This is a genomic window from Pseudomonas sp. GW821-FHT09H03 (assembly GCF_059415945.1).
This window is the reverse complement of sequence record NZ_JBWKOF010000001.1, coordinates 347899-373906: the sequence shown is the minus strand read 5'-3', so window position 1 is coordinate 373906 and position 26008 is coordinate 347899. Positions and strand designations below refer to the sequence as shown.

Here is a 26008-nt window from a genome sequence, read left to right as displayed (position 1 = left end):
AAAGGTAGAAGTCTGTGAAACAGAACTCCCTGAAAGGATGGTTCAAGAGCGGCGCCCCGGGCGTCTGGATCAGCGGTGGCGCGGTGTCCATCGCGGTCATCATGACCATTGGCCTGCTGGCAGTGATTGCCGTGCGCGGCCTGGGTCACTTCTGGCCGGCGGATCTGATCCACGCCAGCTACAACGTGCCGGGCCAGGCCAATCACCTGGTCGTTGGCGAGGTGGTGCAGAAAGAAGAAGTACCGCGCGCGCGTCTGAAAAGCGCTGGCCTGCCGGTGCCTGACGAAGGCCCGGAGTTCATGACCCGCGAGCTGATCAAGGTCGGCAACCGTGACCTCAACGGCAACGACTTCAGCTGGATCGTCGGCGAGTGGCTGACTAACCAGACGACCCCGCCGGAGCTGATGGCGATCGAGCGTCGCGAGTGGGGCAATTTCTACGGCTACCTGGTCAACGTCAAACAGGACGGGAAGGTCATCGCCGAGGGCGAAGCGGCATGGCCTGAGCTGCAAGCGCGGATCAACCGTGTGAACGGCCTCGCAGCGCAACTGAAGTCGCTGGAAAAAACCGACATCGGTGCAATCAACGCCGGGCTGGAGCGCATCCGTCTGCACGGTCGCAAGCTGGAACTGGAAGGCAAGCTCGACCCGGCTGCACAAGCAGATATGGAATCCGAGCGCGCCGAACTGAATGCGCGTTATCAGGACATCGAAGCACGTCTGGCCGATCTGCATGCGCAGTTCAACCGCGATGCCTTGACGGCTCGCGATGCCAACGGCAAAGAGATCGAAATCGGTCTGGGCAAAGTGGTTCACGCCTACCAGCCGAACGCGATGAGTACGTTCACCAAGGTCGGTTTCTACTTCAGCAAGATCTGGGAATTCCTGTCGGACGACCCGCGTGAAGCGAACACCGAAGGCGGGATCTTCCCGGCGATTTTCGGCACCGTGATGATGACCTTGATCATGGCGATGATCGTCACCCCGTTCGGCGTGCTGGCGGCGGTGTACCTGCGTGAATACGCCAAGCAGAACACCCTGACCCGGATCATCCGGATTGCGGTGAACAACCTGGCTGGCGTTCCAGCGATCGTTTACGGCGTGTTCGGTCTGGGCTTCTTTGTTTACGTGTTGGGTGGTTCGGTCGACCGCTTGTTCTTCCCGGAAGCGCTGCCGGCGCCGACCTTCGGTACGCCGGGTCTGCTCTGGGCTTCGCTGACCCTGGCGCTGCTGGCGGTGCCGGTGGTGATCGTGGCCACTGAAGAAGGCCTGGCGCGAATCCCGCGCACCGTGCGCGAAGGCTCGTTGGCCCTCGGCGCGACCAAGGCTGAAACCTTGTGGAAGATCGTTATCCCGATGGCCAGCCCGGCAATGATGACCGGCATGATCCTCGCCGTGGCCCGTGCCGCCGGTGAAGTGGCGCCGCTGATGCTGGTGGGTGTGGTGAAACTGGCGCCGTCGCTGCCGGTGGATGGCAACTACCCGTACTTGCACCTGGATCAGAAAATCATGCACTTGGGCTTCCACATCTATGACGTCGGCTTCCAGAGCCCGAACGTCGAAGCGGCACGACCGCTGGTGTATGCCACGGCGTTGCTGCTGGTGCTGGTGATCGCGACATTGAACCTGTCGGCGGTGTACATCCGTAACCACCTGCGCGAGAAGTACAAGGCGCTGGATAGCTGACAACCCTGTAGGAGCCGGCTTGCTGGCGATGCTGGCAACTCGGTCTGCCAGTTTCACCGCGGTGATGCCATCGCCAGCAAGTCGGCTCCTACAGACAGAATTGCGTAACCGCAGGCAAGGCCTGCGGCTCACTGAACCGAATTTGTTAGCACAGGGAGCCTCCCATGCAGCACGAAACACATACCCACGGCATCAACATGTCGGCCCTGGGTCGCGACAAGCAGAGCCTGAGCCTCGAGCAGGAAACCGTAGCCATCGAAGTACCGGGCCTGAGCCTGTTCTACGGCGACAAACAGGCGCTGTTCGACGTCAGCATGAACATCCCGAAACAGCGCGTGACCGCCTTCATCGGCCCTTCCGGCTGCGGCAAGTCCACGCTGCTGCGGACCTTCAACCGCATGAACGACCTGGTTGACGGCTGTCGCGTAGAGGGTGCGATCAACCTGTACGGCAACAACATCTACCGCAAGGGCGAAGATGTGGCCGAACTGCGTCGCCGTGTCGGCATGGTGTTCCAGAAGCCCAACCCGTTCCCGAAAACCATCTACGAGAACGTGGTCTACGGTCTGCGCATCCAGGGCATCAACAAAAAGCGTGTGCTCGACGAAGCCGTTGAATGGGCGTTGAAAGGTGCGGCATTGTGGGACGAAGTCAAAGACCGTCTGCATGAGTCGGCACTGGGCCTGTCCGGTGGTCAGCAGCAACGTCTGGTGATCGCCCGCACCATCGCCGTGGAGCCGGAAGTGCTGTTGCTCGATGAACCGTGCTCGGCACTCGACCCGATTTCCACGTTGAAAGTCGAAGAGCTGATCTACGAACTGAAATCCAAGTTCACCATCGTCATCGTGACCCACAACATGCAACAGGCGGCACGGGTTTCCGACTACACCGCGTTCATGTACATGGGCAAACTGGTGGAGTTCGGCGACACCGATACCCTGTTCACCAATCCGGCGAAGAAGCAGACCGAAGACTACATCACCGGTCGTTACGGCTAGGAAAGCTGTGGTTGCTCATTGAACTGACGCTGCGGTCCACCGCACCTTACCGGACGCTCCAAGGACGCCAACATGATTAGTAAAGAAGGCCTTACCCACCACATTTCCGCGCAGTTCAACGCCGAACTGGAGGAAGTGCGCAGCCACCTCCTGGCCATGGGCGGGCTGGTCGAGAAGCAGGTCAACGACGCGGTCACCGCGCTGATCGAGGCCGATTCCGGCCTGGCCCAGCAGGTTCGCGAGATCGACGACCAGATCAACCAGATGGAACGCAACATCGACGAAGAATGCCTGCGCATTCTGGCCCGTCGTCAGCCGGCCGCGTCCGATTTGCGTCTGATCATCAGCATTTCCAAATCGGTGATCGACCTGGAGCGCATCGGTGACGAAGCGACCAAGATCGCCCGTCGCGCCATCCAGTTGTGCGAAGAAGGTGAAGCGCCGCGCGGTTACGTCGAGGTGCGCCATATCGGCGACCAGGTGCGCAACATGGTCCGCGACGCACTGGACGCTTTTGCCCGCTTCGACGCCGATCTGGCGTTGTCGGTGGCGCAGTACGACAAGATCATCGACCGCGAGTACAAGACCGCCCTGCGTGAGCTGGCCACCTACATGATGGAAGACCCGCGCTCTATCTCGCGCGTCTTGAGCATTATCTGGGTGCTGCGTTCGCTTGAGCGCATCGGCGACCACGCGCGCAACATTTCGGAACTGGTGATTTACCTGGTGCGCGGCACCGACGTGCGTCACCTGGGTCTCAAACGCATGAAAGAAGAAGTTGAAGGAACCGGCGGGGAAACCGCTAATGTTCCGGGCAAATCTGACGATAAGTAAGATTGCCCAATGAACACGCCCGGCCTGTTGGCCGGGCGTTTTTGTTTGCGGCCCACGAATTCCAAAGGCAGCACCCGCGAACGAAAAGTCCGGCGTGACTGAGCGTTATTGGCAATATGCCATCAGCAAGACGGTAGGCTTGCCGGGACTTTTTTAAGGGGTGATGGATGAGTAAGGTCAGTGTGTTGGTCGTGGACGACGCTTCGTTCATTCGTGACCTGGTGAAGAAGTGCCTGCGTAACCATTTCCCGGGCATGCGCATCGAAGACGCGATCAATGGCAGAAAGGCCCAGGCCATGCTGGTAAAGGAAGCCTTCGATCTGGTTCTGTGCGACTGGGAAATGCCGGAAATGTCCGGTCTGGAACTCCTGACCTGGTGCCGCGAGCAGGAGGGTCTCAAGGCCATGCCCTTCGTGATGGTGACCAGCCGTGGAGACAAGGAAAACGTTGTCCAGGCGATTCAGGCCGGCGTTTCCGGCTACGTCAGCAAGCCATTCACCAACGAGCAACTGGTCAACAAGGTCAAGCAGGCGTTGCATAAGGTGGGCAAGCTCGACGCCTTGGTCAGCAGTGTGCCGAGTAAAGTGAATTCGCCGTACGGCAATGACTCTCTGAACGCGTTGACCGGCGGCAAGCCTGCCGTGAGCGCAGCAACTTCCAGCCCTGCTGCCAATCCCTCCCGAGGCCTGCTGAACAGCCCGCCGCTCAAAGTCCCTGCGGCCTCGTCATCGGCTGCAATCGCCAGTGGCCGCGGCCAGGGCCAATTGCGCCTGCCGAACGGCACCCAGCAATGCGTGATCAAGGCCTTGAGCCTCAAGGAAGCGCTGTTGGTGGTGAAACGTACCGAAGCTCTGCCGCAGATTCTTGATAGCGCCGTGCTCGACCTGGAGCAGGGGGATAACGCCGAAGTTGCCCGCCTCAACGGCTACCTGCACGCGGTCGTGGCCCACGAACAAAAGCCCGACAGCGAGTGGTTGCAACTGACTTTCCGTTTTGTCGACCAGGATACGCAGAAGCTCGATTACATCTCGCGGTTGATCGCCCGTGGTACGGCGCAGAAGCATTTTATTCCGGGTGCGTAACCTTCGCCGCCTGCCGGTACGCCATCGCGAGCAAGCTCGCGATGGCGTCAGTCAATTCGGCACAAATCTTCCAGACTGCCCATTGTGATGAATCTGGCGACTACGGTAGTTCGTTCGTCGGAACTATCATTTCTTACAGGTTATGTTCTCGTGTTTTTTCTCCTAGGTTAGCCAGGTCGGTCGTATTTATGACCGCTCTGCACCAAAAAGGAGATTTACGATGGTCGCGAATATTAACTTGAATGAAAGGACCCGAATCGCCGATGCATTTCGCCGAAACCAGGATTCTTTACGGCCGGCTTCGATTGATGAAGCCGTCAACGGAAAAATCTCATTTGCGAGTCTGGAGAAGGGGCTAACCATTCGTTTTCCCTTTGTTACGGGGATGCGGGAGGGTGGCCGGTATCATGTGCTTCTTGAATCAGTGGATGGTGATGGTCAATTTGGTATGGGAGGAACCATCCAGGCGGAAAACCAGGATACCACTGTGATAGTGCCGGCTAACCAGGCGCTGGCCTTTCGAGGGCAGCGAGCAAGCTTGTACTATTTCTATTTGGAGTACCCGCCTGAAGAGTCGACGTCACCGATCACAGCGCTGTCAATGGAAGGGCCGATATACCCTCCAGTAGTGGATGAGGCTGTTAATGGGCTTATCCCCGTATCCGTGCAATCGCGAGGCGTAACGCTCAGAATCAGGGCTGCGTCGTCAATGACGCCGGGCGCTCTCGTTTCAATCTATTGGAGCGGCTCCAACGGGCAGGCTTGTTTCGTAAAACACCTCAATGTCGAGGCGGAGGACGTGGGTGAGGACATTGTAATACCTGTCGAGCCTGGCTATCTGGAGCCGCTCAAGTACGGAAGAATTAATGTTATCTACACCGTGCAATCACCCTCAGGTACATGGACATCACCCCACCTTGCGCTCAGCGTAGCAGGCTATTTGGCGTTACCGGAGGCAGTCTATGCACAGGAAAACGGCTATTGTGTAGCAGACTTGCTTCTTCCGACCGATGAGGGCGGAAAAATTCCGATGAGGCTCAAGACCCAAGGGATGGCTGTGGGAGATGTGGCGAGCTTTATTTTCATCGGTGGGCGCCTTGGCAGTGAGTTCGTGTTCCGTCGTCCAGTAACAGGGCAGGATATCAACGCAGGCCAGTTATTATTTGCTGTGCCGACTTCGTTTGAATCATTGGGATTTGGCGTGACGGTCTTTAGTTTGGTTGAACGTGTGACGGGGGGGGCCATTGGTTCGCCCATACTCCACCTTAGGGTGAACCAGGCAATCCCTGAACGTCAGTAAACATCTTTGTGCGGTGGCCCGACTTTGTGATGGGTGGCCTTGATGCAGTAAACAAAAAGGGCAGCGGTCTGCGGCTTATGAGCTGACTTGATGGGAATGTCGCAGGCTGTCTCTCCTGTATTGCGTTACTTTGCGATCATATGAACGCCTTAACCTATCAGTTTTGAAACATCTGCCGACTACGCAGGTCAATTGCGACTGCTAGGCTTGGTCCCAAGCCTTACTCGACAGAATTCCGCCCATGCTCGCGCGTCTGCTGCTTCTATGTGGTCTGCTCATGGCCGCCGCCCCGGCTTTGGCCTTGACGATCTACAAGTCCACCGACGCCAATGGCGTGGTCTCCTATAGCGACCGCCCCACGAAAGGCTCCAAGGTGTTTACGTTGCGCGATCGTATGGACGAACGCCTGGAGCGCCAGGTGTATTACGTGGTGATGAAGAAGGACGGCGTTGACACTGTGTACGTGCGCAATGACCTGTATGCGCCGGTCGAAATCGAACTGGGATTTTCCGGGTTGAAGAACGTCAGCGGCGCGCCGGGCCGGCCGATTCGACGAGTGATACCGCTGCGCACCAGTGTTCGTCTGGCACAGCTCACCGCGACCAAGGCCGGAAGGCCAATCGCATACACCCCCAGGTTGAGATTTTCCCTGGGTGACCCCTCTGGGATCGCCACAGGCTATCGATACCCCTTGCCCTGGCGTGGCGGACCGTTTCGCATAAGTCAGGGCGCTAACGGCCAATACAGCCACTATGGACCGAAGAATCGTTACGCAATGGACATCGCCATGCCAGAAGGCACGCCGATCATTGCCGCGCGCGCCGGGGTCGTGGTGAAGGTCGAGAACAGCCAGACCGGGCGCGGCAGCAATCCATCGGGCAATTTCGTGCGGGTGCTGCACAGTGACGGGACGATGGGCGTGTACCTGCACCTGAAGAAAGGTTCGGTCAGTGTCCGTGAAGGTCAACGAGTCGAGGTGGGCAGCGCGCTGGCGTTATCGGGCAATACCGGCAACAGCAGCGGGCCGCACTTGCACTTCGTGGTTCAGCGCAACACCGGGATGGGGCTGGTGTCGATTCCGTACCAGTTCAAGCAGCCGGTGGGAGCATTGCCCAACTTTGCGCTGGGCAAGCAATAACGGCGATAGCGATCAAACATGGCGAGGGGTGCCTGCCTGTGGCGAGGGGTCTTGCCTGTGGTGAGGGGTCTTGCCTGTGGCGAGGGGGCTTGCCTGTGGTGAGGGGGCTTGCCTGTGGCGAGGGGGCTTGCCCCCGTCGGACGGCGAAGCCGTCCCAAAGCCTTTGATCAAGGTGCATCAATCAGAGCAAAGCCCAAGACTTCAGGGCCGCTTCGCAGCCCAGCGGGGGCAAGCCCCCTCGCCACAGGAAGCCCCCTCCACAGAAACCCCAAGCCACAGAGGTCCCATGCCACCGAAGGCCCTGGGAGCGTGCCTCAATCGAGCATCAACACCTTGGCCAGAACGATCTTCGGTCCTTTCATCTTCTTGATGATGATCCGCAGACCTTCGACTTCCAGCACTTCTTCCTCTTCCGGCACCCGTTTGAGGCTTTCATAGACCAGCCCGGCGAGGGTTTCGGCTTCGACGTGATCAAGGTCGATCCCCAGCAGGCGTTCAACCTTGAACAGCGGCGTATCGCCTCGCACCAGCAGTTTGCCCGGCTGATACGCGAGGATCCCGCGCTCGGCCTTGCGGTGTTCGTCCTGGATGTCGCCTACCAGCACTTCCAGCACGTCTTCCATGGTCAGGTAGCCAATGATGTTGCCATCAGCCTCTTCGACCACAGCGAAGTGCGAGCCGCCCTTGCGGAACTGCTCCAGCAACTGCGACAGCGGCATGTGCCGCGAGACACGCTCCAGCGGGCGGGTCAGTTCGGCGAGGTTAAACGACTCTGGAATGTGGTCCAGCGCCGCCAGTTCCAGCAGCAGATCCTTGATGTGCAGCAGGCCGACGAACTCCTGGCGCTCGCTGTCGTACACCGGATAGCGGCTGAACTTGTGGCGACGGAACATCGCCAGGATCTGCTTGAGCGGTGCGTTGAACTCCAGGGTCACCAGGTCTTCGCGGGAGTTGGCCCAGTCGACCACTTCCAGTTCGCCCATTTCCACCGCTGAGGCCAGTACGCGCATGCCTTGGTCGCTCGGGTCCTGGCCACGGCTGGAGTGCAGGATCAGCTTCAGCTCTTCGCGACTGTAGTGGTGCTCGTGATGCGGGCCGGGTTCGCCTTGGCCGGCGATACGCAGGATGGTGTTGGCGCTGGCGTTGAGCAGGTAAATGGCCGGGTACATGGCCCAGTAGAACAGGTACAGCGGCACCGCCGTCCATAGCGACAGCAGTTCGGGTTTGCGGATTGCCCAGGATTTCGGGGCCAGTTCACCGACCACGATGTGCAGGTACGAAATGATGAAGAACGCAGTGAAGAACGACACGCCCTTGACGATTTCGGCCGATTCCACGCCGATCGCGCTAAGCAACGGTTCGAGAATATGCGCGAATGCCGGCTCACCGACCCAGCCAAGGCCCAGGGAGGCAAGGGTGATACCCAGTTGGCAGGCCGACAGGTATGCATCGAGCTGACTGTGTACGGTGCGCAGGATGTGCCCGCGCCAGCCGTTCTTGTCAGCGATGGCTTCGACCCGGGTCGAGCGCAATTTGACCATGGCAAATTCCGCCGCAACGAAAAATCCGTTGAGCAAAACCAGGATCAGAGCAAAAAGAATCATGCCGAAGTCGGCGAATATTGTTGCGAGGGACAAGCCAGGGGAAGGGTCCATGATGGAGTTTTGCGGGTTCCGTGTGTTCGAAAGGGAAGAATAAGCCGCGCCTGAAAGGCAGGCACAAGTCAGCCAATGTAGCGGCTGACTGACCTGTTGCCTAGTGGCGCGTGCTGGCCGGTATCAGTCTGCGGTATCGACAACCCGGGATTTACTGACCTGGGCCGGGGCAAAATGGCAGGTAAACGTACTGCCGTGGCCCGGAACGCTGCTGATTTCCATCCGCGCCCGATGACGTAGCAACACGTGTTTCACGATCGCCAGGCCAAGGCCGGTGCCGCCGGTGTTGGAGTTGCGGCTGGAGTCGACGCGGTAGAAGCGTTCGGTCAGGCGCGGCAGGTGCTTGCTGTCGATGCCGATCCCGGAATCCTGCACGCTAAGGTGCGCACCCTGGTCGTCGCCCCACCAGCGAATGCGGATGTTGCCTTCGGCCGGGGTGTATTTCACCGCGTTGAACACCAGGTTGGAGAACGCGCTGCGCAGTTCCGCTTCGCTGCCTTTGAGCAGAATCGTTGGATCCGCCTCCAGGGTGATTCGCTGGTTTTTCTGCCCGGACAGTTGCTGGGCGTCGCTCTTGATCGATTGCAGCAATCCGTCGATGGGTACTGGCTGGTTGTCCGACGGGTAATCGGTAGCTTCAAGCTTGGCCAACAGCAACAAGTCGTTGAGCAGCGCCTGCATGCGTCCACCTTGCTGCTGCATTTGTTGCAGGGCGCGGCTCCAGCGCGGGTTCACTTCCTCGACGTTGTCGAGCAGGGTTTCGAGGTAGCCGCAGATCACCGTGAGCGGTGTACGCAACTCATGGGAAACGTTGGCAATGAAGTCTTTGCGCATTTGCTCCAACTGATGGATGCGCGTCACGTCGCGTACCAGCATCAAGTGTTCGTTGTTGCCGTAACGGGTGATATACAACTGAATGCGTACCCGATCGTTGGTCGGCGAAGGGATTTCGAGGGGCTCGGCGTAGTTGTCCTGCTCGAAGTATTCCTTGAAACGCGGATGGCGCACCAGGTTGGTCACCGGCTGGCCGCTGTCCTGCGGGGTCTTGAGGCCCAGCAGGGTTTCAGCGGCGCGGTTCCACCATTCCAGGTTGCCGTCGGTGTCGAGCATGATCACCGCGTCTTTCAGCGCGGCGGTGGATTCCTGGACCCGGTCGATCACCGCTTGCAGGCGCCCGCGCACCCGTTGGTCGCGGCGTTGCAGGTGGTAGATGCTGTCGAACACCTCGCCCCACAGGCCGTAACCATCGGGGGGGGCTTCATCGGGTTTGTGCAGGCGCAACCACTCATGCAGGCGCAGCAGCTGCTTGAGGGTCCAGGCCAGGTAAAGGCCCAGGCCTGCAGCAAGGCTCCAGCCGAAATAGCCGGTAATCAGACCGATCACCAGGCAGGCGGTAACCAGTAACAGCATGTGGCGAATCAGGGTGCCATGCCAGTTTTGATTCACGGAAAATATGCGTCCTTGTCAGCGAGTCTGGCGGTCAATTCAGGCCTTGGTCGAGAACCGATAGCCGGTACCGCGCACGGTTTGTACCAGATTTTCGTATGCATCACCGAGGGCTTTGCGCAGGCGCCGAATGTGTACGTCGACGGTGCGTTCTTCGACATACACGTTGCCGCCCCAGACCTGATCCAGCAACTGGCCACGGGTGTAGGCGCGTTCCTGGTGAGTCATGAAGAATTGCAGCAGACGATATTCGGTAGGGCCCATCTCGGCAGGACTGCCATCGATGGTCACTCGGTGGCTGATCGGGTCGAGTAGCAGGCCGCCGACTTCGATTGGCGCCTCGCCATCGCTCGGGCCGGCACGGCGCAACACGGCTTTGAGGCGTGCTACCAGCTCGCGCGGGGAAAAAGGTTTGGTGATGTAGTCGTCGGCGCCGACTTCCAGGCCCTGGATCTTGTTGTCCTCTTCACCTTTGGCCGTGAGCATGATGATCGGAATGTCACCGGTCAGTTCATCACGCTTGAGGCGGCGGGCCAACTCGATACCTGAGGTGCCGGGCAGCATCCAGTCGAGCAGGATGAGGTCGGGTTTGCGGTCGACGATGATGGCGTGGGCCTGCTGGGAGTTCTCCGCCTCCAGGCATTCATAGCCGGCCATTTCCAACGCAACGGCGATCATTTCGCGAATGGGCGCCTCGTCGTCGACGATCAGAATGCTCCTGCCAACCATGCCTTACCCCTCTTGTCATTTAACTGTCTTGCGCCGCATTAGATAACGGAATTATTGCAGTCGTGTGACAGTATTTTAGTCGCCGGGTGATTGTCATGATCCTGAACTAAGCTTTAAGTCCGAATCCTGACAACCACCAAAGGAAGGTTTCCATGTATCAGCACTCGCAATCCTTCAAGGGCCTGCTGCTGGCAGCTGCCCTGATTCTGCCATCGATGGCGTTCGCCGCCGAACCGGCCATGATGAAAGATGGCGTGATGACCGACCACAAAGGCATGACGCTGTATACGTTCGACAAAGACACCGGCGGCAAGTCGGTGTGCACCGGGCAATGCGCGGAAAACTGGCCGCCGCTGATGGCCAAGGCCGACGACAAGGCTGAAGGCAAGTGGAGCATCATCAAGCGTGACGATGGCTCGATGCAGTGGGCTTACGACGGCAAGCCGCTGTACTACTTCGTCAAGGACAAGGCCCCGGGGCAAAAGGAAGGCGACAAGATGAAAGACGTTTGGCACGTCATCACCAATTCCGGGCCGAAGATGTAAGGATCCTGCAGGAGCGAGCTTGCTCGCGATGAACTTGAAGGCGGCGTGCGCGTCAACGTTTTCTCGCGAACAAGCTCACATCCCTCCTGTACGGTGTGGTCAACCTGTCGGAGCGAGTCTGGCCTGAACTCAGCGCAACGCATAATCCAGCACAATTCCCACGAATATGGCCAACCCGGCCCAGTGGTTGTGCAAGAACGCCTTGAAGCAGCGCATCCGGTCCTTGCCGCGGGTGTACCAGAACTCCCAGGCGAAGCAACCTGCGGCCACCAGCAGCCCGAAGTGGAACCATATCCCCAGCTCGAATTTCGAGCCTGCCAGCAACAGGCAACCCAGTGCCAGCCCCTGCAGGGTCAGAATGATTACCCGGTCTGCCTCGCCAAAGAGGATGGCCGTGGATTTCACGCCGATCTTCAGGTCATCGTCGCGATCGGTCATTGCGTAATAGGTGTCGTAACCCACTGTCCACATCAGGTTGGCGATCCACAGCAGCCAGGCGACAGCCGGTAGCTCACCGGTTTCGGCGGTAAACGCCATCGGCATCCCCCAGGAAAACGCCGCTCCCAGCACCACTTGCGGGTAATAGGTGTAGCGCTTCATGAACGGGTAGCTGAACGCCAGCGCCAGCCCGCCCAGCGACAGCCAGATGGTCGCGGCGTTGGTACACAGCACCAGCAGGAAACTCACCCCCATCAGCAAGGCAAAGAACACCAGGGCTTCTCTGGAACTGATCTTGCCGCTCACCAGCGGGCGTTGCTCGGTACGCTTCACGTGGCCGTCGACCTTGCGATCGGCCCAGTCGTTGATCACGCAGCCGCCAGCGCGGGTCAGCACCACGCCGAGCACGAAAATCACCACGTTGGCCAGGGACGGCGAGCCTTTGCCGGCAATCCACAGCGCCCACAGCGTCGGCCACAGCAGCAGGTATATGCCGATCGGCTTGTCCATGCGCGTCAGCTGGATGAAGTCCCAGGCTCGCGGATTCAGGCGGTTCAGGGACTTGAGCAGGCTCTGGTACATCAAGGTTTCTCCGGATGGGCGCGAGCGGCATTCCACAAGGTCGGCAGGAATACTTCGGCTACCAGGACGCTCAAGGCCCCGCGGTCGAAGCGCGAGCGACGGCCCCACAGCCCGCCGGCCTGTATCTCGGTCGGCAGCCAGGCTTGAGGGTAATGGCAAACCTCGATGTCCCGACGCTGGAATGCGTGGTCGCAAAACAGCAACTCGCCCAGGGAGCGGCTGCCCAATTCGTCCATATGCAAGCCATCGCCCTGCAGTGCACTGCGCGCAGCGACACTTCGGGCAAACACCCAGGCTTCGCCGTGGCCGCGCAAATACACTTCGCGTACCCAGCCTTCGCTGCCTTCGGCCAGATCCAGTGCCACGCATTCGTCAGCGCGCAGTAACTGCCAGCCTTCGAACGTGGGTGTGACGCTGAAAGCATCATTGGAGAGCTGAATGAGGCGGCGGGTCAGCGAGCCTTCATCGAACAGCCAGTCGAGGGCAGCCGGGTCGGGGAGGGGCGTCAGCTCGCTTCGGGGAAGCCAGAGCGGGGCCGTGCAGGAGGGTTTTGAGTGCGGCACAGTGCGTCATTATTGGCAGCAAATGAGGCGGCGAGCTTAACATGTCGGTCGACGACTTTGATTGAAATGGCCCGCCGTTGCGCCGAACAGTGCTTGCAACTGGCGGGCCCGATCAGTACAAAACGCCCTGAGCCGGATGGCAGCGTTTCACCATCGACCGTCTGAGCCTGCAAATGCCTGACCCCTGAGGAAGTATCTGAATGAAAAAGTGGCAATGTATCGTCTGTGGCCTGATCTATAACGAAGCCGACGGCTGGCCCGATGACGGCATTGCGCCGGGCACCCGTTGGGAAGATGTCCCGGCAGACTGGCTGTGCCCGGACTGCGGTGTGGGCAAAATGGATTTCGAAATGATCGAAATCAACTAATAAAAAACCAGAGGAGTAAGGAATGAACGCACCTGTCGTAATCGTAGGCACCGGCCTGGCTGGCTACAACCTGGCCCGCGAGTTTCGCAAGCTCGATAGCGAAACCCCGCTGCTGCTGATTACTGCCGACGACGGCCGTTCCTACTCCAAGCCGATGCTCTCCACCGGCTTCGGCAAGAACAAGGATGCCGACGGCCTGAGCATGGCCGAACCGGGCGCGATGGCCGAGCAATTGAAGGCCGAAGTGCGTACCCACACGCGCATCAGCGGCATCGACCCGGGTCACAAGCGTCTATGGATCGGTGAAGAAGCGGTGACCTACCGCGACCTGATCCTGGCCTGGGGCGCCGAAACCGTACGGGTTCCGATTGAAGGCGACGCAGCGGACTGCGTGTTTGCGATCAACGATCTGGAAGACTACGCGCGCTTTCGCGCGGCTGCGGCCGGCAAGCGTCGGGTGTTACTGCTTGGAGCCGGCCTGATCGGCTGCGAGTTCGCCAACGACCTGACCCTGGGCGGCTACGAGGTGCAACTGGTTGCGCCATGTGAACAGGTTATGCCGACCCTGCTGCATCCGGCGGCCGCTGCTGCCGTGCAGGCAGGCCTGGAAAGCCTGGGTGCACGCTTTCATCTGGGGCCGGTGCTCAATCGCCTGCAACGAGTGGCAGAAGGCCTGGAAGCGCATCTGTCCGATGGTCAGGTGATCGCGTGTGATGTCGTGGTCTCGGCCATTGGCCTGCGTCCGCGCATCGATCTCGCCGCAGCGGCTGGATTGCAGGTTAATCGTGGCGTGGTGGTCGACCGTCACCTGAAAACCTCCCATGCCAACATCTACGCCCTGGGTGATTGCGCCGAGGTCGATGGCCTCAATCTTCTGTACGTCATGCCCCTGATGAGCTGTGCCAGGGCGCTGGCGCAAACCCTGGCCGGCAACTCGACCGTCGTAAGCTATGGGCCAATGCCGATCACCGTCAAAACGCCGGTCTGCCCATTGGTGGTTTCGCCGCCACCGCGGGGTGCCGAAGGCGTCTGGACAGTCGAAGGGCAGGGCGCCGACATCAAGGTTCTATGCCGCGACGCGACGGGCAACCTGCTCGGTTATGCCCTGACGGGCGCGGCCGTAATGGAAAAACTGGCCCTGAACAAAGAGCTTCCGGCACTGCTGGCGTAAATACCGGTCGTTCTGTCGGATTCACCCCCCTTTTGCCCCTACATTGGCCGCGCCAACACTGGCGCGGCTCCTCGCTGCGTGCCATCCTCACTCCCGTCTGCCGCAGAGTAGAGCACCTGCGGCGCTTTGGGCGCTGCTTCGCAGAGAGCAGCACGGACATAACAACAAAAAACCGTCAAAGGGGCTTCACTCATATGCGTAAACCAGAACTCGCTGCAGCCATCGCTGAAAAAGCAGACCTCACCAAAGAACAAGCCAACCGCGTTCTCAACGCCGTTCTCGAAGAAATCACCGGCGCCCTGCATCGCAAGGACAGCGTGACGCTGGTGGGCTTCGGCACCTTCCTGCAACGCCATCGCGGCGCCCGCACCGGCAAAAACCCGCAAACCGGTGAGCCCGTCAAAATCAAGGCCAGCAATACCGTGGCTTTCAAGCCAGGTAAATCGTTGAAGGACAGCGTTAATCCGTAATCCGTTTTCAACTCTCGCGTAGCGGGGGGAGTGGAATAAAAAATGGGCAGGCCAACCGAGGTTGGGTGCCCATTTTTTGTGGGTGGGGCCAACCAGCGCAGCCTTACATTTTACAAGGCACCGCAGGCCGTTCACTCCGCTGTCCGGCGCTTCGGATTATTCAAAATGGATCTTGCAAACTGTAAGTTATGACAGTTTAAAGTGGTCAATTGATGCTTTAAAAAGGGAGTCCCATTACCCAATAGAAAGGTGACAAATATGGCCTCGAACACCGTAACAGCAAAGACTTTCACCCCTCTGACAATCCCGGCGCCGATCAAGACGCTCTTTTCCGATATCAGATTTGCGCACGTGGTTGCCGAGTATATTTCAGCGGCCACGGGCATGCCGGTGACTATTGAAGACGTTGTGACGCAGGACATGCTTGATAAAGTGACGGTGATGAGAGTGCTGAGCGCGGATCCGAGAAAGTTCACCAGCCTGCAAGGCATCGGGCATCTGCGCAACTTGCAGGAGTTGATGATAGAGCGCCAACCTGTCACTTGCCTGCCTGAAGACTTCGGGACATTGAAAAAGTTGACGCTGGGGTACTTCATCAATTGCTCAATCAAGTCAATTCCATGCTGGATCGGAAATCTCACTAGCCTGACCATTCTGGACCTGAGTTCTCAAATTCCGCTGGGCGTTATGAGAGGCGCTGTTCCGGAGTCGATCGGCAACCTGACACAACTGGAACGCTTCGACATCAGCAATAACAGTAACCTGTGCGGAAAACTGCCGGATTCCTTGGTCAGGCTGACCTCCCTCAAATCACTGTCGATTCAGAGCAACGGGTTTGAAGACCTGAGTGTCTTGAATGCCCTGCATTCTGTTAACTTCTTCAACTTCATCAATCAAGCCTTGGGAATTTTTGACTTGGGCCGCGTTCGGCAAAACAGTTCACTGCCGATCAGGCTTCCGGAAATATTTGTGCAGGCCCAGACGCCGGGTGACAAATTGTATGTACCAAGCGGTGTCGAAATCCTGGGCAGTCCAGGTGCGTATCTGGATCAAAACCGGCTCTATGTGCATTTGCCGACTGACAACACTGGTACGTTCGAGGTGATGCTGGCTATTCATGGGCGGCTAACCAATGTGAGTTATCGCTGGACAGTGACTGCATAACGGCCAGCCTGTCTTATGGCTATCAGGTGAAGTTACCTGACATAAGCCGTGCGTAGGAACGCGACAGCGTTTTCCGCGCCCGGCTCATAAAATTGGAATTGGAATTGGCAGGCGGATGTTGAGCTGCGTTTAATATTTGTAAGAAAACGTCCACCCATGATGAAAAGCCTCAGAAAATCGACGAATCATCCGACGCTTTTTTAGGGTTGGCCTTCGGAAGTGTGAGGGTTAGCGTGATAGCTCCACACTTTCATGACGGAATCACTATGGTCAGTATCACCGACATACCTTCTGAATCAGAAGCCGACAGCATTTCCCCGTATGTCTGCGCTACTTCGAGAAAACTGCACGATGCCGCTGACCGTGCGCTGAACTATTACCTCACTCCCGTTCCCGTTAAGGCGCAGATCATACCCGGCTCGATTTTTACGATTGCGCCTGACATCAATAACGAAACGTTGTTGGCGCACGCGTCTGAGTCGCTGGAATCGGCGAGGGTGATGGCGGGTGATTTTGTCGGGGTTCTGGAGGGCTCACACCGCAAAACAATGCTGGCGCTTCAACAAATCATCATGCTGGGTCAGTTGGCAGTGAATCGGGTTCTGGACAATACCGGTGTTTCTGAAAATGCGTGAGCGAGTAGGAAAGCACAGCCTCGCGACACCTCTCATGTAACAACCTTCGTTAATGACTTGGTAGTCATCAGCGTCAAAAACGACAACATCTCCTGCTAAATAATGCAGATAGTGGTGTTCTTTGTTTTTGCCGTTACACTGCTCCCGCCGTTCATTTTTCTTTCGAGGCTGTGCGCATGAAGTTTCGTTTTCTGCTGTGGATGCTGGGTTTGTTGATGGGCAAGGCCAGCCGGACCAATCCGGCCTTTCAGCAGCAGTTGGGTGACAAGGACCTGGTGTTTCAGTTGCAGACCCTGGACGGGAAAGTAGCGCGGCATTTCCGCGTGAAGGACCAGCGCATTACCAGCCAATCGGGTGTGCATGCCGAGCCTGCGTTTGCAATTGCCTTTAAAGATGCCGCCTATGGCTTTGCCACGATGCAGGCGAAGAACAAGCAGTTGGCCTTCATGACCGGGATTCAGGACAAGTCGATTCAGATCAAGGGCAACCCGGCACTGGTGATCTGGTTCCAGGGGTTGACCAAGTATTTGAAGCCGAAGAAGGCAAAGGCGAGGGTTTGAGGTTTCTGAGATAGACCGGGGTTGAATCTATCGTGGGCGAATCTTTTTCCTACTGGAGTGGGGCTCGCCCGCGGCGCTTTTAGGGAAACTTCGAACAAGTCTTCAATATGCTGAAATACAGCCTCAGCACCTGTATTGAAAGGCTTTTTAATAACTGTAATTTCTGACAGTTACGTTAGCTTGAGTGGTGTGTTTCACTTCGACTGTTGGTTTTCAACTCAGTCGATTACAGGGAACATAATCATGACTCAAACTACGCGTGCACCAGGCACTATCGATCCTGGTTTTGGTCAACGAGGATTTGCCTTCTTTCCGCTTCCAGGTAGCGAAGGACTCAATAGGACCGTTACCATTCTTCCGGATAAGAGGGTGCTTGTAACCTTGGTATATCCGCCATTCGACGATGTAGCTTTAGGTTTGGCTGTATTTAAGGAAGATGGGAGCCTTGATCCTGTATTCGGTAGTGGGGGAATAAAAGATATATCTTTTTCTCAGCCGCTCACTTTTTACCCGAATGCCGTGCTTTTGCTAACAAGCGGGGGCTGGTTGATTGCAGGTACTGCGTCAACCGAAAAAGGACTGTCTCTGGCTGTTGCCAAATTCCAGGCAGATGGCTCGCTAGATCCGACATACGGTGCAGCTTCAACACCGGGCTTAACGCTTATCGACGTTGATGATCTTGTTAAGGGGGCAACTTTACTGTCATCTGATCAAGCGCCAACTGACATCATGGATAACGATGGTGGCAATGGTGCGATTTCTGCCACACAGCAGGATGGAAAAATTGTCATAGGCAGCGTGGTCAGTGTTGAGGGAACACCGTTTCCGCGAGGTATCGTGATTCAGTTGGACTCCACGGGAAACCTGGACATCACATTTAATTGTAAAGGATATTTACTGGTCAATTTGCCGGACGGCCTTGATTGGACCAATGTGATGGCCGTGCGTTTCCAGGATGATTACCTGGTAGTTTGTGGTAACTATCGCAAAGATTTGAAGTTGGGAGGTTATTTTAATCGCTATGACCGGCTAGGAAATCTGGATAGAAGTTTTGGCGAAAGAAACAACGGTACCGTTTTGATTTCACTCGATGACAGGCTGGTGCGTCTAAGTTCTTTCACAGTAAAGTCCGATAATAGTTTGATTGGGGCTGGCTATGTAATGGATAACCAGATCGGAGGCTTGGTTGTCCATCTAACTCCAAAAGGAAGCTATAATTTGCTGTTCAACGGCGGAACGCCGTTGGTCTCCAAATTCCTGGACTCAGGCGTGTTGTGGCGGACAAGTATGGTGCAATCGGATAGCAACCTGATTATTGCCGGTCAGGGCGGCGAGGATTTGGGCGAATTGAGATCATCTATTACAGCGCGCCTGCTTCCAAATGGAGATGTTGATCTTAAGTACGCTGACAAGGGTTGGGTTGAGTACCCAAGTCCAGATGTTGGAGGAAACCATACTTTTCGAGATGCAGCGTTGAAGTCGGATGATTATATGTATGTTAGTGAAACACAGATGGAAGGCGGGGGTACAACGAGAGGATCTGTGTTTCGTTATTTAGTATGAACCAGTGAAGGCAGTTGAGTGAGTGCAATTCTGTTGTCGGCTTGAGGCGTTTTGTGCCGCTCAACGTTAGACAAGTAAGTGTTCGTGATGAAGGTGTCTTTAATCACGAACACTTACTATGGGTTTCAAGCAGCCCCGTAATGAACTATCAATCGATGGTTTTTCAAGTCTGGCTGAATTGCGACGCCAGCTCCCGTAACAGCACTTCAGCCTCGAGCACTTTGCTGACTACATCATTGGCTTTATCGCGGGTCAAACCGACTCGTTCCAGTAACGCCTCAGGAATGTCTTCATCCGGGCCGGAACCAATGCCCCGGCTGCGCAGCAGGCGCACGGACAGGCACACCAGGTTCGGGTACTCGGCGTGTTCACCGTCGTAGTGCGGGTCGTGCTGGAAGCGCAGGGCGGTGGCCAGTTCTTCGGGCATGTCCCAGTAGCGCATCAGCCACGAGCCGATCTGTTCACGGCTGATGCCCAGCAGGTGTTGTTCCACGAAGCTGTGGCACAGATGCGGGTTGACCTCCAGGTGGCGGCAGATCAGCGAAAAATGCGGCGGGAACACATGAGCCAGCAGCAGGTAGCCGAAGTTATGCAGCAGGCCGGCAAGGTAGGTCAGGCCGGCTTCCGGGCGCTGGGCGCGTGGCATGGCACGGGTCAGGCCTTCGATGACGGCGGCGGTGTAGATCGATTGCTGCCAGTACGGCGTGCTGTGTTGCGGGTGGTCCTTGGGCAGGCTCAGGGTTTTGCCCAAGGCCAGGCCCAGCGCCAGGTTGATCACCAGATCGAAGCCCAGCACGCGCACGATGGCGTCTTCTACCGAGCGAATCTTGCCGGGTGAGGCGTAGTAGGGCGATGCCGCCCAGCTCACAACCTGTGCCGCCAGCGCAGGGTCGGTCTCGACCACGCCGGTAATGTCGTCGATGGTGGCGTTTGGGTCTACGCGCAGCTTGATGATCTTTTGCGCGGTTTCGGCAAGTGGCGGAATTTCGATGGTGGCTTCCAGGCGCTGCTGGATGCGTCGTGCAGTGAACGCTTGAACAGCCTGGGTGATCTCCTCGCGGTCATCGTCGGGTCGGTCAAGGTTCGGGCGGATGCTGCTCAGGGTTTCGCCGAAGTTGGCGGCGCTTGCCTTGGTCAGCATGGTCTTGAAGTCTTCGCTGGCGATTTCCAGCAGGACGCCCGGCTCGCCAGAGTTGATCAGCAACTTCGGCTCGCGCAGCAGGCATTCTTCGTACAGGCACGGTGAAGTGGTCAGTGCCGGCAGACCGGGCAGCAGGCTCAGGTTGTGCTTGCCGAGCATTTTTGCCAAGCGTTCGCCCGGCACGGCCGTAAGGCGGCGACCGGTGAGTTCGGTGAGGCGATTGAGGTCCAGCAACTGGCTCTGGGGGAACAACACCATCAATGCGCCGACGGCGTCATCAAGCAGGACGGCCTGGATCTTGCGCGCAGGGTTAAGGCCGTGATGGTCCAGCACTTCTTCGTAAGTAATGCCCAATTTGCCAAGCATCAGCCGAATAACCGACGGAGCGTGCGGGGTGTCGGGTGCGAAGGCAACTTCGGTCATGTTCCGTATCCGTACCAAATCAATTGCGCAAGTATAACCAGCTTGCTTGGGGCGATGCGTCACAAACTGCGACGGGGATCACACTTGACCGTATTGCTGGCCATGGCGCAACCAGCGGTCTAGTAACGGGCTGACGTGGGTTGGCCAGCGTTCGAGCAAGGCTTGGGCGGCATCACGCACGGCGGGCAGCAGGTCGGCGTCACGCATCAGGTCGGCGACCTTGAATTGCAGCAGGCCGGTTTGACGGGTGCCGAGCATTTCGCCAGGGCCACGCAGTTCCAGATCCTTTTCCGCTATGACAAAGCCGTCGTTGGTTTCACGCATGATGCCCAGGCGCTGGCGGCCGATCTGCGACAGCGGTGGATGGTAGAGCAGCACGCAATGGCTGGCTGCGCTGCCCCGGCCTACCCGGCCGCGCAATTGGTGAAGTTGTGCGAGACCCAGGCGTTCAGGGTTCTCGATGATCATCAGGCTGGCGTTGGGTACGTCGACACCGACTTCGATCACGGTGGTCGCGACCAGCAGTTGCAGATTACCGGCCTTGAACTCGGCCATCACCGCAGCTTTTTCCGCAGGCTTCATGCGCCCGTGGATCAACCCGACCTTCAGTTCGCCAAGGGCAGCGGTGAGGTCTTCGTAAGTGCTTTGCGCAGCCTGGCAGGTCAGTTCTTCGGACTCTTCGATCAGCGTGCACACCCAGTAGGCCTGTCGCCCTTCGGCGCAAGCACCACGTACCCGCTCGATGACTTCGACGCGGCGGGTGTCGGTGATCAGTACGGTGTTCACCGGGGTTCGCCCGGGTGGCAATTCGTCGAGGATCGAGGTGTCGAGATCGGCGTAGGCGCTCATCGCCAGCGTCCGTGGGATCGGCGTGGCGGTCATGATCAACTGATGCGGGCACATGCGTCCGCCGACGCCTTTCTGCCGCAGGGCCAGGCGTTGCTGCACGCCGAAGCGATGCTGTTCGTCGATGATCACCAATGCCAGATTCTTGAACTGCACTTCGTCCTGGAACAGCGCGTGGGTGCCGACCACCATCGGTGTGCCGCTGGCGATCTGCTCCAGTGCGGCGACACGATTCTTGCCCTTGAGCTTGCCGGCCAGCCACGCGACTTCGATGCCCAGCGGTTCGAGCCAGCGCTTGAAGGTGATGAAGTGCTGCTCGGCGAGAATCTCGGTAGGCGCCATCAGCGCGACCTGATAGCCAGCCTCCAGAGCCTGGAGCGCGGCGAGGGCAGCGACCACGGTTTTACCGGCGCCGACGTCACCCTGGATCAGCCGCAGCATTGGCTCGTGCTGGCTGAGGTCATAGGCGATTTCGTTGCCGACCCGTTGCTGCGCGCCCGTCGGACTGAAGCCGAGGTTGGCCAGGTATTTGGGTGGCAGCTTCGTGGCTTTGGGCATGGCCGGCGCACGCAGGGAGCGCATGCTTTCGCGCAAGCGTTGTTGCGACAGTTGATGGGTCAGCAGTTCTTCGAACGCCAGGCGGTGCTGGGCCCAGTGATGACCCAGGGCCAGTTCATCGACGTCGGCATCGGCGGGCGGGTTGTGCAAATAGCGGATCGCATCGGCCAGCGGTGCCAGTTGATAGTCCCGGGCCAGCTCGGTCGGCAGCCAGTCGGGCAGGCTGCTGGGGCCAAGCAGGGTCAGGGTCTGCATGCACAACTGACGCAGGCGCTGCTGGGTCAGGCCTTCGGTGAGCGGGTAGACCGGGGTCAGGGTTTCATCCACCGGCGGTGGTTCGTCGCCGGTGATGGCGCGGTATTCCGGGTGGTAGATCTCCAGTCCCGAGGCGCCGGGCCGCGCTTCGCCATAACAGCGAATCCGCGTGCCGCGCTTGAGGCCTTCTTTCTGCGCGTTGCTGAAATGGTAGAAGCGCAGACTCAATCCGCCGGTGCCATCTTGCAGCCGGACAACCAGGCTGCGACGACGACCCATGACCACGTCGGCACCGCTGACGGTGCCTTCGATGACCGCATCCTGACCGGGCCTCAGCGCGCCGATGGGCACCACGCGGGTGCGATCCTGATAGCGCAGCGGCAAGTGAAACAGCACGTCCTGGAGGTTTTCCAGGCCGACCTTGGCCAGCTTTTCGGCCATGGCTTCGCCGACACCCTTGAGTGCCGTCACCGACACTTGCGACAACTCGCTCATGGCCGTGACTTAACCCGCAGCGACCTGTGCCGCTGGCTTGGCCACGGAACACAGGCGAATGGAGTCGGCGAGGATTTCGATGGCCTTGGGCCGGGGAAAGCTCGCGCGCCAGGCGATGGCCACGGTGCGGTAGGGCACCGGTGCGGAAAGCGGGCGCACTTCGATCACGCCAGGGGCGTAGTGATGGCTGTCGACCGCCGACAACGGCAGGATCGAGATGCCCAGGCCGGAGGCGACCATGTGGCGGATGGTTTCCAGGGAGCTGGATTCGACTGTGGTGTGCCTGGCGCCGTCGTTGCCCTTGGTCAGGGTCGGGCAGGCTTCGAGCACCTGATCGCGGAAGCAGTGACCTTCGCCTAGCAACAGCAGGCTCTTGTCGTTGAGCAGGCTGGCGTCAATGGACTCTTTCTGCGTCCACGGGTGCTGGGCTGGCATCAGCACGTAGAACGGCTCGTCGTAGAGCTGCAGCGTCAGCACGTCGGCTTCGTTGAACGGCAGGGCGATGATGATCGCGTCGAGTTCGCCGTTGCGCAGTTTGTCGCGCAGCACGTGGGTGAAGTTTTCTTCGATGTACAACGGCATCTGCGGGGCGACCCGGTGCAGTTGCGGAATCAGGTGCGGGAACAGGTACGGGCCGACGGTGTAGATCGCGCCGACTTTCAGTGGCGCAGTCAGCTGGTTCTTACCGGCCTGGGCCAGTTCGCGGATGCCCTGGGCCTGTTCCAGGACTTTTTGCGCCTGGGCAACAATGCCTTCGCCGACCGGGGTCAGGCGCACGGCGCTCTTGCTGCGCTCGAAAATCAGCACACCGAGTTCGTCTTCAAGCTTTTTCACGCCCACCGACAGGGTCGGCTGGCTGACGTGGCAACGCTCGGCCGCGTGGCCGAAGTGCTGCTCTTGGGCGAGGGTAACGATGTAGCGTAATTCTGTGAGGGTCATAGCAAGCGTCCGTGTGGTTGCGGGCCAAGCATACCGGCTGCAATCGATAGACGCACGTTATCAGACTGGGTGTGTGTAAGAGCAAGCTCGCTCGCGAAGAACCTGAGACCGCCGTGGGGTGTCAGGCTCGCCGCGTTATCGTTGGCGACCATCGCGAGCAGGCTCGCTCCTACAGTGGTTCGGCGGTACTTTACCTCCGGTGTTTTTCCAGCGAATAAACAAAAGGTGCAACGATTTCGATGGAACCGTTGTTCAGCATGTCGGCCGGTGGCTTGGGCAGCGGCTGGGCGCGGCGGATCATTTCCAGGGTGGCCCGGTCCAGATCGGCAGTGCCAGAGGCGCTTACCAGTTCAAACGACAACACATTACCTTCAGCATCCACGACGAAACGCAGACGGTTCGTGCCTTCCTTGCTCCGTGACCGGGCACTTGCAGGGTACTTTTTGTACTTCTGCAGGTGTGCCAGCAGCGTGCCTTGCCAACTGGCCTTGGCCGCCAGTTGAGCAGGCGAAGGACCTGGTGCCGGCTGCGCGGATTTCTGCGTCGGTGCCTGAGTCTGCTGCGTTTCGGCAGGTTTCTCTTCGGCCGGTTTTTCCTTCGGTGGGTCAGGTTTTTTTTCTACCGGCTTGGGCGGTTGCGGCTTTGGCTTGGGTTTGACCGGCTTGGGCACGGCAATTTCAGCTTTCGGCGCTTCGGCAAGCTTCGGAATCGGCAGTTCTTCAACCGGAGCCGGGGGCTGTGGCGGTGTGACGACCTTCGGCGGAGCAGGCGGTGGTGGGGCAGGAACCGGCGCCAATTCGACCATCATTGCCTGTGGGGGCAACTCGATGGGCGGGCGGGCAGACCAGTTCAGCGCCAGCGCGATGGCCAGCGCGTGAACGCCCAGCACCACGGCCAGGCTACCGCTGTAACGCGTCAGCTTATGGCGCGTCGTGATCATTTCTTGGCTGCCGTCTCAAGTCCAACCAGGCCGACCTTCAGGTAGCCGGCGGAACGCAGGTTGTCCATCACGCTCATCAGGTCGCCGTAATCCACGCCTTTGTCGGCCTGGAAAAAGATCGTCGTGTCTTTTTTGCCTTGAGTCCTGGCGTCGAGGGTGGCGCCGAGGGCTTCAGCCTTCACTTCCTCTTCGCCGAGGAACAGGCGCTGGTCAGCCTTGACGCTGAGGAACACCGGTTTCTCCGGACGCGGCGCCGGTTTGGCGGTGGACGCGGGCAGATCGACCTTGATGTCCACAGTAGCCAGCGGAGCCGCCACCATGAAGATGATCAACAGCACCAGCATCACGTCGATGAACGGCGTGACGTTGATTTCATGGTTCTCGGCCAGATCGTCGTCTGCCCCTTCTTTCAAATGCAGGCCCATGGCCGATTACCCCACTTTCACCATGTGTGGTTGCGAGCTGCGCTCAGGCTGGTGGTCGAGGTCGCGGCTGACCAGCAGCAGGACCTGCGCCGACGCGTCGGAGACCTGGGCTTTGTAACCGGCAATGGAGCGAGCGAAGACGTTGTAGATCACCACGGCAGGAATCGCTGCAACCAGACCCAGCGCGGTGGCCAGCAGGGCTTCGGCGATTCCGGGAGCCACGACGGCGAGGTTGGTGGTCTGGGTCTTGGCGATGCCGATGAAGCTGTTCATGATGCCCCATACGGTACCGAACAGGCCGACGAATGGCGCGGTGGAACCGATAGTGGCCAGTACGCCGGTGCCGCTGCTCATGTTGCGACCGCAGGCTGCAACCAGGCGCTCGAGGCGAAAGCTGACACGCTCCTTGATACCTTCTTTCTCGCGGCTGTTGGCCGACAGGCGCATCTCTTCGAGGGCGTCGTGCACCAGCAGGTTGGCCAGAGTGCCTTCCTTGGTCGCCGTGGTGCTGGCTTCCTTGAGGGAGGCAGCCTTTTTCAGGTGAGCGATTTCAACGCGCAGACGACGCTTGGCGCCAATCAACTCGAAGCCTTTGGCGATCCAGATGGTCCAGGTAATGACGGAGGCGATGGCCAGTCCGATCATCACGATTTTCACGATGATGTCGGCGTTCTGGTACATGCCCCACGGCGACAGATCATGGGCCATGCCCAGGGTGTTGTCGGCTTCGAGGACTTCAGGAACGTCTTCGCCAAGGGTGTCGACAGCCGGTGCCGGGTTAGTGGCGGCCGGTGCCGCGACCGGGGCAGCTTGATCTGCCGGTGCAGGTGTTGCGGCGGCTGTCGGAGTGGCGGGTGCCTGGGCATCAGCGAACGCGGCAGCGGGTGCCAGTATCATGCTGAGGAGCAGGGCGGCCACGGCGCTCCAGGCGCGAGGTCGTTTGGTAGGCGAAGCGGGGAGTTGATTGCGTGTCATGCTGGCCGGACCTGAGAGTAAAAAAGGGTGATGTTCTTCCAGGCCTCGAAGGGCCGAGAACAAAAGTGGTCGGCATTATTGCAAT

At 58.7% G+C, this 26008-nt stretch carries 25 protein-coding genes; 14 read left to right on the top strand and 11 right to left on the bottom strand.

Translation table 11 applies throughout. The features are described from left to right. Positions 1 to 14 precede the first annotated feature (14 nt). The 6 genes from pstA to AC07OG_RS01695 all read left to right on the top strand — a co-directional run bounded on the left by pstA (position 15) and on the right by AC07OG_RS01695 (position 7037). Positions 15 to 1685 carry a phosphate ABC transporter permease PstA gene (gene pstA, locus AC07OG_RS01720; protein ID WP_218423527.1) on the top strand — a complete coding sequence of 557 codons (1671 nt, stop codon included), beginning with the start codon at positions 15 to 17 and terminating at the stop codon, positions 1683 to 1685. Between the two features lie 164 nt (positions 1686 to 1849). Then, positions 1850 to 2683 carry a phosphate ABC transporter ATP-binding protein PstB gene (pstB, locus tag AC07OG_RS01715; RefSeq protein ID WP_060540210.1) on the top strand — a complete coding sequence of 278 codons (834 nt, stop codon included), beginning with the start codon at positions 1850 to 1852 and terminating at the stop codon, positions 2681 to 2683. 72 nt (positions 2684 to 2755) lie between these two features. Beyond that, positions 2756 to 3517 carry a phosphate signaling complex protein PhoU gene (gene phoU, locus AC07OG_RS01710; RefSeq protein WP_060540209.1) on the top strand — a complete coding sequence of 254 codons (762 nt, stop codon included), beginning with the start codon at positions 2756 to 2758 and terminating at the stop codon, positions 3515 to 3517. A gap of 167 nt (positions 3518 to 3684) precedes the next feature. Then, entirely contained in the window at positions 3685 to 4599 is a 915-nt protein-coding gene (locus AC07OG_RS01705) for a response regulator (protein WP_495066055.1), read from the top strand. A 220-nt stretch (positions 4600 to 4819) separates the two neighbouring features. Continuing rightward, positions 4820 to 5899 carry a hypothetical protein gene (locus AC07OG_RS01700; protein WP_495066054.1) on the top strand — a complete coding sequence of 360 codons (1080 nt, stop codon included), beginning with the start codon at positions 4820 to 4822 and terminating at the stop codon, positions 5897 to 5899. Positions 5900 to 6140: 241 nt separating this feature from the next. Next, positions 6141 to 7037, top strand: coding sequence for a peptidoglycan DD-metalloendopeptidase family protein (locus AC07OG_RS01695; RefSeq protein WP_060540207.1), 897 nt, complete (start codon positions 6141 to 6143; stop codon positions 7035 to 7037). Positions 7038 to 7351: 314 nt separating this feature from the next. On the opposite strand, the gene AC07OG_RS01690 is transcribed toward AC07OG_RS01695, so the two are convergent. From AC07OG_RS01690 to phoB, 3 genes are all read right to left on the bottom strand, one after another. Continuing rightward, complete coding sequence (locus AC07OG_RS01690; protein WP_060540206.1) at positions 7352 to 8692, bottom strand: hemolysin family protein; 1341 nt, start codon at positions 8690 to 8692, stop codon at positions 7352 to 7354. Positions 8693 to 8815: 123 nt separating this feature from the next. Further along, positions 8816 to 10102, bottom strand: a complete 1287-nt coding sequence (gene phoR, locus AC07OG_RS01685) for a phosphate regulon sensor histidine kinase PhoR (protein WP_495066158.1) — start codon at positions 10100 to 10102, stop codon at positions 8816 to 8818. Positions 10103 to 10177: 75 nt separating this feature from the next. Next, positions 10178 to 10867, bottom strand: a complete 690-nt coding sequence (phoB, locus tag AC07OG_RS01680; RefSeq protein ID WP_060540204.1) for a phosphate regulon transcriptional regulator PhoB — start codon at positions 10865 to 10867, stop codon at positions 10178 to 10180. Between the two features lie 152 nt (positions 10868 to 11019). Between phoB and AC07OG_RS01675 the strand changes: the two genes are divergently transcribed. After that, the gene (locus AC07OG_RS01675) at positions 11020 to 11412 is read left to right on the top strand and encodes a COG4315 family predicted lipoprotein (RefSeq protein WP_060540203.1); all 393 of its coding nucleotides are present in this window, start codon (positions 11020 to 11022) and stop codon (positions 11410 to 11412) included. 129 nt (positions 11413 to 11541) lie between these two features. Here the strand turns inward: AC07OG_RS01675 and ubiA are convergent, their stop codons facing one another. Together ubiA and AC07OG_RS01665 are read right to left on the bottom strand one after the other, a co-directional pair. Beyond that, on the bottom strand, positions 11542 to 12432 hold the full coding sequence (gene ubiA, locus AC07OG_RS01670) for a 4-hydroxybenzoate octaprenyltransferase (protein WP_060540202.1): 891 nt from the start codon (positions 12430 to 12432) through the stop codon (positions 11542 to 11544). After that, a complete protein-coding gene (locus AC07OG_RS01665; protein ID WP_218423530.1) occupies positions 12432 to 12995 on the bottom strand; it encodes a chorismate--pyruvate lyase family protein in 564 nt (187 codons plus the stop codon). Before AC07OG_RS01665 ends, ubiA begins: the two co-directional genes overlap by 1 nt. Positions 12996 to 13195: 200 nt before the next feature. Here AC07OG_RS01665 and AC07OG_RS01660 point away from each other — a divergent pair, with 200 nt between their 5' ends. From AC07OG_RS01660 to AC07OG_RS01630, 7 genes are all read left to right on the top strand, one after another. Beyond that, positions 13196 to 13363 (top strand): rubredoxin, encoded by a 168-nt coding sequence (locus AC07OG_RS01660; RefSeq protein WP_003177199.1) that lies wholly within the window; start codon positions 13196 to 13198, stop codon positions 13361 to 13363. Positions 13364 to 13385: 22 nt separating this feature from the next. Continuing rightward, positions 13386 to 14534, top strand: coding sequence for an NAD(P)/FAD-dependent oxidoreductase (locus AC07OG_RS01655; RefSeq protein ID WP_495066053.1), 1149 nt, complete (start codon positions 13386 to 13388; stop codon positions 14532 to 14534). A 194-nt stretch (positions 14535 to 14728) separates the two neighbouring features. Then, a complete protein-coding gene (locus AC07OG_RS01650) occupies positions 14729 to 15004 on the top strand; it encodes an HU family DNA-binding protein (RefSeq protein WP_003213368.1) in 276 nt (91 codons plus the stop codon). Positions 15005 to 15262: 258 nt separating this feature from the next. Beyond that, positions 15263 to 16168, top strand: coding sequence for a leucine-rich repeat domain-containing protein (locus tag AC07OG_RS01645; RefSeq protein WP_495066052.1), 906 nt, complete (start codon positions 15263 to 15265; stop codon positions 16166 to 16168). A gap of 266 nt (positions 16169 to 16434) precedes the next feature. Next, positions 16435 to 16803 (top strand): DUF6124 family protein, encoded by a 369-nt coding sequence (locus AC07OG_RS01640; RefSeq protein WP_495066051.1) that lies wholly within the window; start codon positions 16435 to 16437, stop codon positions 16801 to 16803. Positions 16804 to 16979: 176 nt separating this feature from the next. Continuing rightward, the gene (locus AC07OG_RS01635; RefSeq protein ID WP_218423540.1) at positions 16980 to 17363 is read left to right on the top strand and encodes a helicase; all 384 of its coding nucleotides are present in this window, start codon (positions 16980 to 16982) and stop codon (positions 17361 to 17363) included. A 243-nt stretch (positions 17364 to 17606) separates the two neighbouring features. Further along, positions 17607 to 18926, top strand: a complete 1320-nt coding sequence (locus AC07OG_RS01630; protein ID WP_495066050.1) for a hypothetical protein — start codon at positions 17607 to 17609, stop codon at positions 18924 to 18926. Positions 18927 to 19089: 163 nt separating this feature from the next. On the opposite strand, the gene AC07OG_RS01625 is transcribed toward AC07OG_RS01630, so the two are convergent. The 6 genes from AC07OG_RS01625 to exbB all read right to left on the bottom strand — a co-directional run bounded on the left by AC07OG_RS01625 (position 19090) and on the right by exbB (position 25923). Then, entirely contained in the window at positions 19090 to 20490 is a 1401-nt protein-coding gene (locus tag AC07OG_RS01625; protein ID WP_218423544.1) for an aminoacyl-tRNA deacylase and HDOD domain-containing protein, read from the bottom strand. Positions 20491 to 20568: 78 nt separating this feature from the next. After that, on the bottom strand, positions 20569 to 22644 hold the full coding sequence (recG, locus tag AC07OG_RS01620) for an ATP-dependent DNA helicase RecG (protein ID WP_218423546.1): 2076 nt from the start codon (positions 22642 to 22644) through the stop codon (positions 20569 to 20571). A 9-nt stretch (positions 22645 to 22653) separates the two neighbouring features. After that, entirely contained in the window at positions 22654 to 23583 is a 930-nt protein-coding gene (locus AC07OG_RS01615) for a hydrogen peroxide-inducible genes activator (RefSeq protein ID WP_060540193.1), read from the bottom strand. A 190-nt stretch (positions 23584 to 23773) separates the two neighbouring features. Beyond that, the gene (locus AC07OG_RS01610; protein ID WP_218423548.1) at positions 23774 to 24523 is read right to left on the bottom strand and encodes an energy transducer TonB family protein; all 750 of its coding nucleotides are present in this window, start codon (positions 24521 to 24523) and stop codon (positions 23774 to 23776) included. Next, positions 24520 to 24948, bottom strand: a complete 429-nt coding sequence (gene exbD / locus AC07OG_RS01605) for a TonB system transport protein ExbD (RefSeq protein WP_060540191.1) — start codon at positions 24946 to 24948, stop codon at positions 24520 to 24522. The genes AC07OG_RS01610 and exbD overlap by 4 nt, the downstream gene beginning before the upstream one ends. Before the next feature lie 6 nt (positions 24949 to 24954). Then, entirely contained in the window at positions 24955 to 25923 is a 969-nt protein-coding gene (gene exbB / locus AC07OG_RS01600; protein WP_495066049.1) for a tonB-system energizer ExbB, read from the bottom strand. Positions 25924 to 26008: the final 85 nt, after the last annotated feature.